Annotated in this window: 10 protein-coding genes; 9 read left to right on the plus strand and 1 reads right to left on the minus strand. The window is 44.1% G+C overall.

Features of this window, described 5'->3' with window-relative positions; all coding sequences use genetic code 11:
• Positions 1-6 precede the first annotated feature (6 nt).
• The 7 genes from CWB80_RS09545 to repA all read left to right on the plus strand — a co-directional run bounded on the left by CWB80_RS09545 (position 7) and on the right by repA (position 13,581).
• Positions 7-621, plus strand: a complete 615-nt coding sequence (locus CWB80_RS09545) for a hypothetical protein (RefSeq protein WP_062564623.1) — start codon at positions 7-9, stop codon at positions 619-621.
• The gene (locus tag CWB80_RS09550) at positions 614-1,228 is read left to right on the plus strand and encodes a hypothetical protein (RefSeq protein ID WP_058584069.1); all 615 of its coding nucleotides are present in this window, start codon (positions 614-616) and stop codon (positions 1,226-1,228) included. Before CWB80_RS09545 ends, CWB80_RS09550 begins: the two co-directional genes overlap by 8 nt.
• Entirely contained in the window at positions 1,225-8,493 is a 7,269-nt protein-coding gene (locus CWB80_RS09555; RefSeq protein WP_138599527.1) for a fibronectin type III domain-containing protein, read from the plus strand. Before CWB80_RS09550 ends, CWB80_RS09555 begins: the two co-directional genes overlap by 4 nt.
• A gap of 16 nt (positions 8,494-8,509) precedes the next feature.
• Positions 8,510-11,443 (plus strand): hypothetical protein, encoded by a 2,934-nt coding sequence (locus CWB80_RS09560; RefSeq protein WP_138599528.1) that lies wholly within the window; start codon positions 8,510-8,512, stop codon positions 11,441-11,443.
• A complete protein-coding gene (locus CWB80_RS09565) occupies positions 11,433-12,083 on the plus strand; it encodes a DUF4376 domain-containing protein (RefSeq protein WP_138599529.1) in 651 nt (216 codons plus the stop codon). The genes CWB80_RS09560 and CWB80_RS09565 overlap by 11 nt, the downstream gene beginning before the upstream one ends.
• A gap of 37 nt (positions 12,084-12,120) precedes the next feature.
• Positions 12,121-12,450 (plus strand): hypothetical protein, encoded by a 330-nt coding sequence (locus CWB80_RS09570; protein ID WP_138599530.1) that lies wholly within the window; start codon positions 12,121-12,123, stop codon positions 12,448-12,450.
• A 222-nt stretch (positions 12,451-12,672) separates the two neighbouring features.
• Positions 12,673-13,581 carry a plasmid replication initiator RepA gene (repA, locus tag CWB80_RS09575; protein WP_058584064.1) on the plus strand — a complete coding sequence of 303 codons (909 nt, stop codon included), beginning with the start codon at positions 12,673-12,675 and terminating at the stop codon, positions 13,579-13,581.
• Between the two features lie 838 nt (positions 13,582-14,419).
• Here the strand turns inward: repA and CWB80_RS09580 are convergent.
• The gene (locus CWB80_RS09580) at positions 14,420-15,139 is read right to left on the minus strand and encodes a RepB family plasmid replication initiator protein (protein WP_058584063.1); all 720 of its coding nucleotides are present in this window, start codon (positions 15,137-15,139) and stop codon (positions 14,420-14,422) included.
• Positions 15,140-15,427: 288 nt separating this feature from the next.
• Between CWB80_RS09580 and CWB80_RS09585 the strand changes: the two genes are divergently transcribed.
• Positions 15,428-15,811: a LexA family protein gene (locus tag CWB80_RS09585; RefSeq protein WP_138599531.1), complete on the plus strand. Its 384-nt coding sequence runs from the start codon at positions 15,428-15,430 to the stop codon at positions 15,809-15,811.
• A gap of 116 nt (positions 15,812-15,927) precedes the next feature.
• Positions 15,928-16,386 carry a RadC family protein gene (gene radC / locus CWB80_RS09590; protein WP_058584061.1) on the plus strand — a complete coding sequence of 153 codons (459 nt, stop codon included), beginning with the start codon at positions 15,928-15,930 and terminating at the stop codon, positions 16,384-16,386.
• Positions 16,387-16,570 lie beyond the last annotated feature (184 nt).

Below are 16,570 nucleotides of genomic sequence, written 5' to 3' on the forward strand. Positions count from 1 at the left end.
TGTTCAATGGCAACGTTCCCAGAGCAATTTATATTGCCGCAAAAATTGCGTATTCGCAGCTTAGACAGCACTCAAACAGACCCAACGCTGGGCGGTATTAGCAATAAAAACCGTATTGCTTATCGTCATCGATGGGGCTTTGATATGACCACCCCAAAACTTAATTACGAAAGAGCCATGGCGCTTTATGCATTTATTTGCTCGATGGGTGGCCGCTTTGGTGTATGCACAATGAAAAATCCGCTCCCTCAGTTGGGGGCCGGTGCTGAAAATGCGCTCGTTCGTACCAGTGCTGAACAAGGCGATACAACCACCGCGTTATATGCCATGAATAACAATGTTCTTGGTGCATTGAAAGCGGGTGATTACATTCAGTTTGATAATCACACCAAAGCTTACATGGTAACAGCGGTGCTTAACACCAACGGTGTAGGCCAAGGCACGGTAAGTTTTACGCCTAATTTACGTGTTGCTGTGCCAGCGGGTACACCCATGAAATCGGGCGGCAATGTGCATTTTAGTCTTGAACTTAAAAGCGATGATCAAGACATACAGCACCGTGCAGACACCGATCGCGAGGTGGCAATCAAAGTAGAGTTTGAGGAATACATTAATGATTAGTTTAAACCCCGAACTTAAACAATTATTAAAAGGCCCACACACCACTGCTTTGTTACTTACGGTGCATTTTTCCACCCCGTTTAGAGCAACAAACAGCGGTGCCAGCTTAAAACACAACGGTGCCACATTCGTAAAGGGCTATTGGTCTGATGAGGGCATACGAACCGAGCAGCAGGGTAGCCCCAAGGTGGGTGAGGTACCCATCACCTTAAAAGCAATTGATAGCGCCATTTCGGCGCTTTTTTTTTCTGAAAATTGGCTAAACACCCCCGTCACAGTCGAAAAAGCATGGCTAAACAGCGATGGAAAAATTGCCTTTACGCAAGTTATTTACAAAGGGCTTATTGCTGAAAAGGGCGGCGAAGAATCAGAAAAAACAGCAAATATCACCCTAAAATCGGCCTCTATCTGGGCTGACTTCGAAGCGGCTAGAGGCCGCAAAGCCACTCATAAATCCCAACAGCTTTTTTACCCAAACGATATGGGCATGGAGTTTTCGGGCAGCGTTATTAGCGATATTCCTTGGGGTCGCGAAGGTAAAAGCCCAGCCATTTCTTCGGCGGGGCGCGGTAATCGTGGTGCGACTGAGCAGCAGGAACAAAAATGAGCTTATTCTCAAAGTTAAGACACTTCACAACTAAACTAATTTTAAACTGGTTAAACCCAGAGCCAGATCGCAGCGGCCAAGGTACTAACGTAACTAAGGCCAGCTCAGAAAATCATATACCTGTTGTATATGGCACCCGTGAAGTTGGCGGCACAATTGTGTTTATGAACACAACGAACCCAGACGATGGTGATGATGTAAAAAACGACTTGTTACATATTATCGTTGTCTGGTGTGAGGGTGGCATCGATGGCGTCGAAGACCTTTGGCTTAATAAAATCTCTATTAACGACAGCAAATTTGACGCAAAAGACGGTGGTCGCTGGGCTTATGCAACCCATTTTCCAAATGGTATGGGTAATTATACTGCATCGCATTTAAAAGAAGCCGGTTGGGATGCTGCAAGTAAAAATCATAAGCTGCAAGGTTTAGCCTGTTCGTATATTCGTCTTGAATGGAGCATTGCAGACGACGCGCCGTTTACTGGCGTGCCTGATCTTACGGCCATTATTCGTGGTAAAAAAGTAAAAAACCTACACACAGGGGTTGTCGAATACAGCGAAAACCCAGCGTATATTTTGCATGATTACTTAACCGCCAAAATTTACGGCAAAGAATTAGCAGCCAGCGAAATTTACCTGCAGTCGTTTAAAGATGCTGCGACAGTGTGCAACACCTTAGTGCCTCAATATCAAGGTGCTAGCGAAACACAAAAGCTGTTTACTTGTAACCAAGTGATAGACACCGCGCAAAGTATTCTCGATAACGTCGAACTGCTTGGTAAAACCATGCGCGGCATTATTCCTATCATCAATGGTCAGCTGCACTTAATCATTGAGCAAGACGAGCCAGTTACACCAGAAGGGCTGAGCGAACGCGAGTTTAAATCAAAGATCCAGTACAGCAGCGGTGGCAAAAACAAACGTTATAACCGCGTTATTGTTGAATACATCGATAAAGAAGCGCTTTACTCTGAACAAGATGCTATCTACCCAGAGCCAGACAGCGAACTAGAGCAGCAGTGGCTTAATGAAGATAACGGCGTATTGCTAGAACACCGCTTTAAAGTATCTGGCTGTACTAATTACTACGAAGCCCGCCAAATGGCCCGTGTGATTGCGATGCTTAGTCGCGAATCACTAAACTTTACTGTAACCGCAAGCCCTATTGCATTGCAGTACACCGTGGGTGATATCGTACCGATCAGCGTTAAAAAGCTGGGATGGGATGAAAAGCCATTTCGTTTAATAAAAAGTAACTTGCAAGATAACGGCGATTATAAGCTCACATTTAAAGAGCACCAGCCGTACATTTACAATTGGTTAAGTGGTGTTGTTCGCCCACCAATCCCCGATTCAAACCTACCAAACCCGCGCCAAGTTGCAGCACCAACAGAGTTAACGGCCACGGCCCTTGATGATGGCCATGTGAAAATTAGTTGGGTGTCTGCTTATACGTACTTTGATGTGCAAATTTACCGTAACAATACGCTTATTAAGCGCACAGTTACACCACAGCCAGAGTACATCATTACCGACTTAGACGCGGGCAGTTTTGAAATTGATATTCGTGCTCGCTCGAATATGGGGTACCACAGCAAATTTGTCACATTGTCGTTTGATGTGCTTACACCTGGAGAACCAATTGTAAGTATTGACTCTGCAACCTATAACACATTGGTGCTAAGTGCGCGTGTGCTGGGTGCAGGGTTAGGCACAACGTTCGAGTGGCAATTTTTAGGCACCAACGACAACCCACGAACCGAGGTTAACACCCATTCGGGTTATAACTATACGTTTACAGGGCTGCAGCCAGATACCGAATATAACTTTAAAGTACGTACAAAAAACGTGGCAGGTGTGAGCCCTTGGGTTGCTGTGTCTGCATCTACCACTGTGGCTGACTTTGCTGAGTACATTGCAGACCTAGAAATTAGCCAGCTAAGCCAAGAAGCGCAAAACCTGATCAGCGATATTAATCAGCAGGTTGACCGTTTACGCCCAGAAACCGAAAACAACTTACCATCTTTGATTGCAAAGAACATTGATGCGATCACCGGCTTAACAGAAAAAGTCGAAGTACTCGACGCAGAAAACCCAAATAGCATACCGTTTAAGATTGATCAGCTAGTCGATATTGTTGATGTAATTAATGCAGAAAACCCAAATAACTTACAAAGCCAACTGGCGCAATCAACAAGCAAAATTAATGATTTAGAGCGCATTACTCAAGTACTCGATGCCAGCAGTTCGGCAAGCTTGCCCGCGCTTATTAAAATTAATCAAATTGCTATCGAAAAACAGCGATTAGAGCAGCAAAACTTAGGTTTAAGTGTATTAAATGTTACTTCGGCTTATACAAACTGGCGTAACGAATACGAGCGCAGAACGTTAGACAATGAGCGTTTAATTGATGCCGCCGCGTATGTTGATCCTGACACGGGCACAATTGTAAACCGTGCCTATGCATACACAGACGAAAGCTTTAATAGTGCTCAGCTGCAAATCGAGGGCGCAGAAAGCAAGATCACATTAAACGCTAAGCAAATTGCTCAATCGCAAAATCGTATAACGCAAGCAGAAGCAACGTTAAAACTGCAAGCAGGGCAAATTACTCAGCGCGCAACATATGCAGAAGTAGAATCACAAATTGCAGGGTCACTCGCAGCATTACAACCTGCGTATAGCTGGCAATTTAACACAAGTGCAGAGGGCTTTACGGGTGTAGATAGCCACAATGCACAAGGTTATATTGTCGCATCAAGCCAAGTGGCCACCCCTGCGATCAGCTATGACGCAACTGAAAATCCAATGTTTCGTATTCGTGTGCGTAAACATGTGGGTGCAACCTGGCGCGGTGATATTAAATTTAATGGTGGTACCACTGCTTTACACTTACCAGAACCCGCAAGCGACGAGTGGGAAACGCTAAACATAGATGCAACCGGCACAGCTGGTTACGCAGGTACAATCACAAGCCTTGAGTTTGATTTAGGCTCATGTGACATTGATTTTATCGAGGTGGGCAAGCGTGGCGCCAATGATTTAGCCTTAGCTGATATTACAGCCCGTACAACAACCCTTGAAAATGATATCAATGCGCGTACTGGGATCATGGCGCAGTACGCAACAACGGCATGGGTTAATGCGCTTGGTTTTCAAACGCAAAGCAACGTACAAACGTTAATTGACTCGTTTAATACCCAATACGGCATTAGTGCGGTACTGCAAGAGTTTGCAGATAACAACACCATCTTAAAAGCCAATGCTGCGCAAACGTGGATCGACGGCGCTAACGCGACCATACGCGAGCAAGTAAACAGTATTTTAAACACTGAAAATGGCGTCAATGATCGCATTGCCACTGCAGAGCGAAGCTTAGACGCAATTAAAGGTGAAATCAGCCAAAGCGTTAGCCAAATAAGCGGCCTTGAGCTCAATGTAAAAGAGCAAGGCTTAGCTGATATTATCCATGCCTATAACCAGCTGCAGCAAGATAACGACTTAGCAGCACAAGGTTATAGCTTGTCAGTGGCCACAGAAAAGTTAACCGCTGTGACCAATGATGTTGAGTCGCTAGCGACTCAACAATTAGAGTTAGCCGGTGCCTTTGCTCAAAACCAAGCGTATTTAACAAGCCTAAACCAAGCGTTTGCAAATGAGCGTATAGCCCGTAGTAGCTCAGAGCGTGAATTACGCGCCGAAATCACCCGTGAAGGTCAACGTTCTGTTGCACAAGCTAACGAGCGACTAGCCGCGACAGTTGGTTATTGTATTGATGCCGACGGCAATCTGGTTGATGAAGCCGATGCAATGGCGTGTATTGCTGCGGGCCATGAGTGGATTGATGGCCCATTGGTTGAGCTTATCAATGAATATACGGCAACGTATGTAAACAAGCAGGGTTTTCAAACTGCAGCGAATGTAGAGCAGTATATCAACACGTTAAATGCTGAGTACGGCGTAACAGCGACTATTCAGAAAATTAACGATGAAGGTGTGATCACTGCAGCCAAAGAAGCGCAGCAATGGATTAACGCCGCAGACGGCACTATCACCGATCTGATCACGCAGTACGTCAATAAACCCGATGGCATTAATACAAGCATTAGTTTTGCCTATGATCTTATCCAAGCCAATGCCGATGAAATCACAGCAGCAGCGAATGCACAGCAACAGTTAAGTGCCCGCTTTGACCAAGCTGAATCAGATATCAACACATTTAACGAAGCGCTAACCAATGAGCAGCAAGCCCGTGCAACCATGGGTTCGCAGCTGCGTGTAGAGTTTCAATCGCAAGATTTGGCAATGCTTGCCACGGCTAATGAGTTTACCCGTGCAGTAACAGGGTATTGCATCGATGCTGAGGGCAATCGTGTTGATGAAGACGATGCCATTGCATGTGAAGCAGCGGGCCATACATGGGTTGACGGCCCAGCCGTGCAACGCGCTGTTGAAATCAGTGCAGCGTGGGTCACGCTGCAAGGGTACCAAACACAAAGCAACGTACAGCAAAGCATTAATTCGTGGGATGCATCGTATGGCGTAACAGCGACCATTCAGCAAATTAACGATGACGATGTTATCACTGCAGCCAAAGAAGCACGTTCGTGGATCAATGCTGCAGAGGGCACCATTGAAGATGTGATCACGCAGTACGTTAATAAGCCCGATGGCATTAATACGAGCTTAAGCTTTGCTTATGATCTTATCCAAGCCAATGCTGACGAACTAAGTGCTGCAGCGACAGCACGACAACAGTTAAGTACGCGCTTAGAGGGGGCCGAAGCCGACATAATCACCACGAACGAAGCACTAACGACAGAGCAACAAGCCCGTGCAACCATGGGTTCGCAGCTGCGTGTAGAGTTTCAATCGCAAGATTTGGCAATGCTTGCCACGGCTAACGAGTTTACCCGGGCAGTAACAGGGTATTGCATCGATGCCGAGGGTAATCGTGTTGATGAAGACGATGCCATTGCATGTGAAACAGCGGGCCATACATGGGTTGACGGCCCAGCCGTGCAACGCGCTGTTGAAATCAGTGCGGCATGGGTCACGCTGCAAGGGTTTCAAACGCAAAGCAATGTGCAACAGCAGCTTGATACATTTAATTCAACGTATCAAGTAAGCGCAACACTTGAGCAATTTGCAGGAAACAACACACTACAAAAAGCCAATAATGCGCAGTTGTTCATCGATGGCGCCGAAGAATATATTGCCCAGCGGATCACTGCATACAACGCCCAAGAAGGGAGCGTAAACGCCAAGTTTAGCGATGTGCAACAGCGACTTGATGCAGCCGAAGGGTCTTTATCAACCAGTATTGTGCAAATTCAAGGGTTAAGCCAAGCGCAGCAAGCAAGCGATTTAAACGCCGTGATTGCAGCATACGATGCACTCATTAGCGAAAATGAATTAGCTGAACTTGATGTTAAAGCCGCACTTGCAAACGAAAAGCTGCAAGCTCAAACAAACGAAGTTGAAAGCCTGGCACAGCAGCAGCTTGAACTGGCTGCGCTTTTTAACGACAGCAAAGCAATTATTACGAGCTTAAACCAAGCTGTATCGAGCCAATATCAATCGAGTGTAATACGTGATCAACGCTATCAAGCAACGTTTGAAAATGTGAGTGCCCGCTTTAGTGATGTTACAACGGCCATTGCAACAATTGACGAAGCGAACACGCTTCGCGATCAAGAGTTCGAATCGTTTGTTGCTGACACGATTGCTCAGTTTGATGAAGTGGCCGAAACCTTTGCAAGTCAAGATCAGGCCTTTAGCACCCTGCAGCAAACGTTGACAGCAAAAATAAATGAAGACACCGAAGCCGCCAAAAACGAAGCCGTATCAACCGCCCAACAATACACACGTACAGCGGTTGGTTACTGTGTAAATGCCCAGGGTCAAATCACCAGTGAAAGCGATGCGGTGCAATGCGTAACTGATGGTGGAACATGGCTTGCTGGCCCACTTGCTGAGTACATCGAAAACTTACAAATTAGTGATGGTGAAAGCACAGCAAGCATTAAGCAAATACGCCAAGTTTTTACCAAAGAAAATGGCCAATTGGTTGCGCGTGGCGGTTGGACACTCGACAACAACGGGCGCATTGTTTCGATAGCCGGTTATAACGATGGTGAAACAGGCCATATCGATATTGGTGCTGATCTGCTTCGCTTTGGTGTTGTGGTAGATGGTGCGTTCGTGCCAACGTCATACATTGATAATGCTGATCCTGCGAACCCTGTTCAAGTTATCCGTGGTCGCTTAGTGCTTGGTGATGGCCACACGGTAAACAGTCTAGAAGATATCAGGGCGCAAGATGGTGCTGCGGGATCTCGTGGTGCGGGTCGCTATACCATAGCGACCTCAAATGGAATCTGGTATGACAGCACAGCCAATACGGCTGTACCCGACGAAACACCTGTATTAAACGACGTTGTTACAATTTATAAGTCGAGCAATCCTGAAGTTGAAACAACTAAGCGATTTAATGGTCGTTGGTGGGTCGATTATGCTTTGCATATCCATGGCAGTGCTGTAATTGACGACACACTTGATGCCCGAGCGATACGAGCAGGAACTCGTATGGAATCACCGCGCATTGACTTAATTGGTAACAACTTTATGAAAATAGAGTTAGCAAGTGGATTCGGACCCGAAAACTTATGGTATTGGTACGGCCCGAAATTTATGAAGAACGGCTTGCCAGATTTAAGTATGTGTACCCGCGCTAACGCCACAGAATGGAAGGACACAAACGGAAACAGCTTTACAAAAGGAACGTTCATAGCGGGCTCATTAGAAAGTAGCGTAAGTACTTCTCAACTAGTTAGCAACCCTAATAGAGAGCTTGAATTTACGTCAAACGGCAACACCATTCACTTCGCTATAAGTTACTCACATCGACGTATTTATTATGGCCCAAGGGATGGTGGTCCAACATCTGTATATTGCCCATCAACACAGCAATTTCAGCCCGTCAGCGGCACGGTTTACTTAGAAAGGTGGAATGGCAGCAGTTGGGTTGTCATTTCGTCACGCTCATTCTCAGGTACATACAGTTGCGAAGACGGCTTTTTTGAGGGGGAACCTGGCACACCGAATTCACCTTATGTAGCTATGTCACTTAGTAATAAATCTTGGACTTATAACCACACACCTGGCTCGGGATATCAAAAGTATCGCGTAAGAGCCGCAGTTAATAACTTTCAATCAAATTCGGGCGTAGGACAGTTTTTGTCCCTCGCTGCGAGCGAATAATTTAGAGGACTAAACAATGGCAGCATTCACAGCCAGTCAAGCAAGCGTGACCAATGGCTCAAAAGTGGTTCAAATCAACAGTGGCGAGAGTGTCGCTAACGTAAGCAGCGGTGACTTCTTAGTCCTTGCGGGGTTTATTGTTGAAATTAACCGCGCGTACTTGGGTGCCGAAGGAAAAGGCTATTTTGAGCTAGTCAAACAGTGGCCTAACAGCAACCAAGCTAATCAAGAGTGTATCGTTATTCCAACAACGGGCGAATTTAAAAAAGCAGTTGAAGCGCTATCAAATGCAAACGTGTTAGTTAACGATAATTTTAAAGCACTGCAAGATTGGCAAACTAAAATGGGCACTGTCACGTTTAGTAATCAAGACGGCACAACGACAACAGTTAAAACCCTCAAGCAGATTGAAGCCGATAACCAAGCGCAGATGGACGCATATCACCCCCACCCTTGGGCAATGCGTAAAGTTGAATTTGAAGCTATGCGCGCTGCGAATAATGAAAAGTTTGCTGCAAGTGGGTTTGTGCATAAAGGATGTTCAGCGGCAGCGTCAGCAAGTATTATTAATATTGAAGAAGGTATGTGGGCGCATCATGTAAGCACAGGACTTAATAGCCTTGTTTTAGGAAGAGATTATGAGGGAAAAGTAGGATCATCCAAAACAGCTTTGCCTGTGCTTAATTTGTCAGGTGTTCTTTTTAAACTTGATTCGATTTCACGTGCATCTACTGACCACAGTTCCCAAGTAAAGCTTCCCTCAGCCGAGAATGGAACACGTACATACGATAGTGACACTGGTTTATCAGTAAAACACGCAACCCCTGCGATTGCATTCGCATCAGAAACAACTACTAATAAGGTTGTAACTAACCGTATAGATATGTGGGGCTTTGAGGCATTTTTACGAGAAATTAATGATGCAGACCCGTTTGTGTATAAAAACGGGTTAATTCAATCTCAAGCAAGCAATATTAACGGTGTGCCAACTGTTAGTGATAATGAACGGCCTATTACTTACTTTGCTTGGTATGAAGGTGATACAACCAGTAGAGGTAAAGGTGTTAATTGGCAAACTACTACCGAAGCACAGCGCGTAGCAATAGCAAGTGACACGGATAATAACATTTACTTTGATGATGCTACGGGTAAATTCTATCAATGTTGTGTTCGGGGACGAAGTTTTGCAGGGCTAGGAAATGGGGATTGGCAAATAATTGACTCTTCATTTGATGGGCAATATTTGATGTACCAGACAGGTGTCGCAACACAGGTAAGGCCGCAAGGTTCCAGAGATACAAAAGGAACCACTGTATATACGGCAAGAAAGTCTGGAGATTGGAGCCATCCTTTGGTAATGGAGAAAAATGGGATATTTGGTGCAATGAAATCGTCTACATCAGTAGATGATGAATCAGGTATCAATGGTGAGTGCTACTTTCTGGTCTGTGGCACTGTCAATCGCAGAAACACGGGGTTATATCATGACTCTTTCAATAATCTAGGTACAGAAAAAGCCAGTGATGATAAAGAATGGCATAACACAGCTCAATCATTTACATCAAAAGCCGATTGTTTTGACTCAGCAAAATTGCTAACTAATTCAGGTTCTATTGCAAGTGGTAAAAGTGGTGCGCCTGATGGCCGTTATTTTGATGCAATATATGAATCAGGAGCTGGCGGCGTCTGTCGTGATATGCGTTACTCTGCTTGGGGATTGACAGCAGAGGATTTTGCAGAAGCAGATTTAAAAATTAAGATGGGGAAATATAGGGGTAAAGAAAAACTCCCTTTTTGCGTGCCAATTGTTGTTGGTCCTAACTCAATAACAACATATATTTCTCTTGGAGAAACAAAACCAACATGGTGGAATGATTCGATATTAGGCTCAGGTGGTGCAACAACTATAGGGGCATCTAATACTTACCTATATAACCCTACTACAGGTGAAAAATTATTTGTATGGTTAGCTGGTTATACTTCTACATCAGGCATCGGCTGGTACTTAAGAACTGTTAAAGCCCAATTTGCAACCGGTACGACCAATGATGACTACCACAATTTAGAGAGCGGTGATGTACTTATCTTACAAACAACGTGTGATAACTCTTTATCCAATATATCTGTATCAGGAGAGTACGCTCACACTGAGGTGGTAGGAGACCCTACAAATATTTCTCTTTGTGATGACTTAAAGAATGGATGGATCGGCAGTTGGAACCCTGTTACCCCTGACGGTACAAGTAAGAAATTTCCGCTAACAAGGCCTTTATCAGAGAAACTTCCATTGGTTAGGACATTAGATAGCGGTAGCACTTGGACTAAGTATGCTAGCTGGAGTTCATTGGCCCTTTTTGATGATGCTAAAAATGAATGGAGTGGTTCATTTGCAAGTGAAGGTATTTATATAATTAACTATACATCGTTTGCAAATTACACTAAGAAATCAGTCAATAATGAAATTTACAGGGGTGTAAGTGGTGTTGGCAGGGTTATCAGTTCTATGTACACCTGTTACGAACCAACATGGGGTGGTATTTTAGGCTACAGTTTAACAGGTAAAATCAACACGAGCTCTGCTGGTTCTGGAGCAGGGCAATTGCTCCCTTCCCAACCTTTAAATAACATAACCGTGAGAGGCGATTGGGGTACTTTAGACGGTACAGACTATCGCCTGTCTTCCCACTCTCCACTCTTGCTGGGTACACCAACTAATGACAGTCCTGCTTTTAAAGCACTTAACTACAACGTAGTTGTAAACCAGCAAGCCTTTATCAATTATGCTTACACGGAGCTTACTTATGACGCAACCGCAGGTGACTGGGGCGATGATGGCAAAATTCATATCGCAGATAATCAAACCACAATGTTAGACGAGAACGGCAACACGGTTTTAGTTGGAACAGCGCGTTGCGTAGAACCTTTAGGATGGCTTAAAAATGACAAATAAATTTGAACCAATACTTGATTTTATCGTTATCGATGACGAACAAAACCCCGTAACTAATGAGCAAGGTTTGCCAATCTTGCTACAAGGTCCGATAGGTGCTAAAAGTATTCCTGACCTTATTGCTAAGGGTAAGGTTGAAAACCTGACCATGTTTGCAGAGCTACAAAGTAAAACTGAGCAATGGGAATGGGCCTATAAGTACTACGACTATTTGGTTGAGTTAAACGAAGTCGAACAGTACAACGCAAACTTACCCGAACCAGTTGCCTCAGAAGATGGCACATTGGTTGAAGTTGAACCCAAAGCGCTACCAACAGAGCCTGAGCGCCCTGCATTAAAAACAGTTGATGAAGTACTCGAACCGTACAAAGTCACCATTTTTAAACTGCAGCGCCAAAGCCAAATTGACAATGCGGTGGTTGAAATATCAACAGGTAAAACGTTTGATGCCGACGAACTAAGCATTACACGCATGGCCAACGCACTCATAAAGCACTGGCAGCTTGGTGAAGACGACACTATCCCTTGGTCAACAGCTGATGTGGCCACGGGTGTAATGGTTGAATGCACAAAGGCCGAAATTATAGAGGCACACAGCTTAGCAACCGACCACTTTGCAACAGCTTGGAATATTGACTAACAAGGGGCTTATAGCCCCTTTTTTATTGGAGAAACCCATGTTTACCATGCTTAAAACGCTAAGAACCTTGGTTTGCTACTTGCTGAGTGGTTTAATATTTATTTTGCCTTTTACTCTGCTTGCCTTATGGGCATTACTTGGCAGTAAATGGGCCTTTAACAGCCTGTATAGTTTAGATGTGCTTATTTGCAGTATTTGCCACGGTACGCACCTTGAGTCTATTTCGGCCCGCAGTTATAGGCTACGAAACGATAAGCGCTATTTATACCAAATGCTTTTTATTGATTTGTTAGCAAAACCGTTTGATGGGGCCGATCACTGTGAGCGAGCATGGCGCTGGGAAAAGTCAGTAATTAAGCGGCCTTAAACCCGCCTAAAAAATAAGCGTTTGATCCTTTGTTTCGATCTTTGCATTGCGCAATACACGTTATGTGTTATATTGATCACATCTCACAAGGTGAGTGTGAATTGGAGAGGTTAAACCTGCGAGTAGCCGCCCGCAGGTTTGTTGCTTACGTACGAGCATGAACGCAAACAAGTGTTTATTGTATGTAGCCCGCCAAAATATAGCAAGTAAACGAGCATATAGATGTCGCAAAACAATAAAAACAACGGGCTTTTGTACTGTAATCGCGTACAAAATCCGAATCCAAATTACGAGGTACCAAAAACGCACACCACACGGTTAGCGTTTATTCGTGATCTGGTTGTTAAGTGCGACCAAGTGAACATCGTTAAAAGCGATGAAGCCGTTTACATGCGCCCTGCCCTTTCACGTAACAAAATATTCTACCCTGACCGCGAAAAAGCCATGCGAGCATTAGCAAAAGCATTTTGCGAGCATGTAAACCTAGTTACCCACCAAGTACAAATTAGCTTAACAAATGCTGCAAATCAGTGTGGCTTAAGTACGATTAGCCAAGCTGAGCAAGAAAAAGCTAAAGCCGACCCCACATACAACCCAAAACCGAGTATTAGCCGCGCAAGCCGTGCGTTTAAAGATATGATCGATCTTGGTTGGATTGTGGCCCGTAAAGATTGGCAAGTATGGGACAAAGATCAGGGCCAATGGCTAGATAAATATTACGAAGTAACGGAGCTGTTTTTTAAAGCGCTAGGTATAACGCCCGAACGTGTCGAAAAGAACCGCCAGAATCGCTTGGCTTACCATAAGAAGAAAGGCGGCTTACTAGGTTTAACAGTGTCGCAGCTGGGCAATATGTCGTTAAGCGAGATAAAAACATGGTGTCGCTTGTCACATTACCGCCGAGCCTTTGAGCGCCTAAAAGATAAACGCGAAATCAGCAAGGCTAAGCGCAGAACCTTAACTAAAACCCCACAACAGCAACGCGACATAGCGCAGCAAGTCGTTATTAAGCGTTTAGGCCAAGACCTTAACCACACCCCAATCGAAGTATTTAAAGCGCTAGTAAACCAAGAGGTTGCAAAAATGCGCAGCCAAGCGGGCTATTCACCCCCTGACACCATCGCCAGTTAATTAACCACCACGCATAAGCGTGGCTTTTGTCGTGCTTTATAGGGCATTATAGCGCCGATCTTGGCCATGATCGCCCTACCCCAACCTTTTAGCTCCCACCCTTTTCTTATTCGCTACCTGTTTTCACTCTATTTTTAGACCTATTTCTTTACTTATACATATAAAGTGCAAGGCTGAATTGTTCTAAAGTGCTATCTGTGTGGTTTAAAGTGCAAAATTATCTTCTAACTAATAAACAGCTATATAACTTATACGCACAGCAAGCTGTGTATAAGGCAATCCGCTTCGATGGGCTATCGCCCATGGCGGTATAATTTAATGAGGTTGCCCCACTTCGCAGCAAAGCTGCGGGGGCTCCCAAGCCCCCATCTGACAGACTAGCGCTCAAAATAAGCACTGAGGGGCGTTAGGCTCAAACAATTATTGGTCTATCAAAGGGGGCATCAAAATCTGTGCCTAGCTTCGCACAGTGCGCCCATTTGCATTTTTAAACAGGTTTAGCGGGTTTGGGCTTATCATGCGCAAGCGCATTGAGTGCTCGCTTATTGCGGCTGTGCTAAATAAACCGCTGTTGTGTATGTAAGTCCGATATTATTAAACGTGACAGGTCACAGTAATTATGGGAATTAGCTTAACTTTAAATAGCGATTTGGTCGTGTTGTGGGAATTGGCTTAACTATTGGTTTAACGCTGCAAATTAAGCGCCAATGGCCGCACTGATTGTGGAAATTAGCTTAAGTTAACCTTGCGGCTAGTAAGTACCTGGCATAATAAGGCGCCAATTATGGGAATTAGCTTAACTTTAAATAGGTGATTTGGCCGTGTTATGGGAATTAGCTTAAGTTTGGGCGCCATCAACAATGGTAAACATGATCTGGTCGACTTTGCCGCCCTTTAATTTTGTTGTGTATGCCACGTTTAATGGGGTTTCTTTATTTATGCGTTTTAACGAGGGTTCTATAAAGCTGCGTTTCATCTCTGCAAAGTTATCGCGCTGTGATTCGGGCAGCTGGTAACGATCAGCTATCCATTGCGGGCTACTAATCCACACGCCGCTACTTCTAAACTGGCAAAGGTTTTCATATAAGCGAATTGTCCGACTATTTTTGATGGTACCGCACTCATGCAGATAAAACTTTGTGAATTGCTGCGTCAAACCGATGATGTAAGGTACCAAGCGCGGGTTGAAGTCAACGCGGTAAGAACCTCGACCACGGCGGGCCGCTTTTTCGATTAGCCACGGGTATTCGTGTTCTTCGTATTCCCCATCCTTTGGATAAAACTTAACACTACTTGTGCTTATCTCACTTAAACCCGCCTTAACATCAGCGCTGGCCGTTGGCGTGCTCACGTTAAAGAGTGTTTGGTAATCATTCACGTAAACATTAAACTGACCATCTGTAAATCGAGACTCGATTACATCTTCATTGTTTTTCAACTGGCTAAAGCACATCCACAGCACGCGTTTAGCTTTTAGCGATAGATAATAAGCTGCTTCTGAAATTTCATTTGATTGTGTTATCAGGTTTTGCTTTTTTGTTTTTGTTAGCGCTTGCATTGTGTTGTATGGGTGTTTTATTTTTTCCCCATAGTAGCATAACAACCCTGTTAATAAAGCAATTTAACTTAAGGTGATTCCCATAGTAACTTAAGCTATTTTCCATAATGACTTAAGCCAGTTTCCATACTTACTTAGGCTATTTTCCATAATGACTTAAGGTGATTCCCATAGTAACTAGTTTTAAAGCCTTTATTTATATAGCTTGCAGCCATGCTAAAAAGGTTTAAAAATAATAAAAATAGTAAAAAAGTTTAAAAATACCTTGTGAATAATGGGCATAACATTATGACAGATAGCAATGCAGCGGTTGGGCCAGCTGTAAAACAGTTAGATAAAACACTAAATGATTTACTACTCGATCCTGTTTCTAGTTTTATGGGGCGTGCTTCTGGTAGAAGCATGGAAGGGGTTGGCATATTTGACGGCGATTTATTACTGATTGACCGCAAAGCAACAGTGAAACATAACGATGTTATTGTGGCTACATACAATGGCCTGTTTGTATGTAAAATTGCAGACATGATCAACAACCAACTTTGCTCAGCAAATCCAGATAACCCACCAATTAAACTAACTGAGCATGATCAATACTGTATAGAGGGTGTGGTAACAAGCTCTATTCGCTTATTTAGACAACCCACCGAATTACCCCAAATAAATACTTTATAGATATTCAATAAATATTTATAAAATACTTAAAATAACACTTTACACCACCCCAAAGGGGCGGTATTATTATCTCGAAGGTCGGGAATGAGTCCATGACCATAATCAGGAGATAATCCATGTTTTACCAACTTTTCAATAAAGAACAGCAAGCAGTTATTTTTGAAGCTGCAGCAATCATTGAAGCAAAAGCAAAAACAACTGCAGCTTTAACTGATCCTTTCACTGCAGCTAAGCTATGTGAAACTAAGTTAGTGACATACGCACACGAAGTGTTTGCAGTTGCATTACTTGATTCGCAAAACCGTTTAATTGAATTTGTTGAGTTGTTTTCAGGCACAATCAATGCTGCAAGCGTTTACCCGCGTGAAGTGATCAAGCTGGTTTTAGCACACAATGCCGCTGCAGTTATCTTTACACACAACCACCCAAGCGGTATTGCTGAGCCAAGCGAAGCTGACAAACACATTACAACAAAGTTAAGCGCAGCACTTCGCTTAATTGATGTAAAAGTACTTGATCACATTGTGGTCGGTACCGAAGGTCACACCAGCTTTGCACAGCGTGGTTTAATTTAACAAAAGGAGCGGGGCCAAATGGCCCCGACTACAATATGAGTGAATTACATAAACCGTATAACGTTAGTTCAGCGCCTACAACACTTGAGGGTTTTAAAAACCGAACTTTTGCTAACTCGATGGAATCGGGCGAATTTGAACAGCCTACCCCTGCCGATATACGTGCTTTGCGCTCTATAATGGG

Origin of the sequence: Pseudoalteromonas sp. S1650 (assembly GCF_005887195.1) — a bacterium.
Taxonomy (GTDB): Bacteria; Pseudomonadota; Gammaproteobacteria; order Enterobacterales; family Alteromonadaceae; genus Pseudoalteromonas; species Pseudoalteromonas simplex.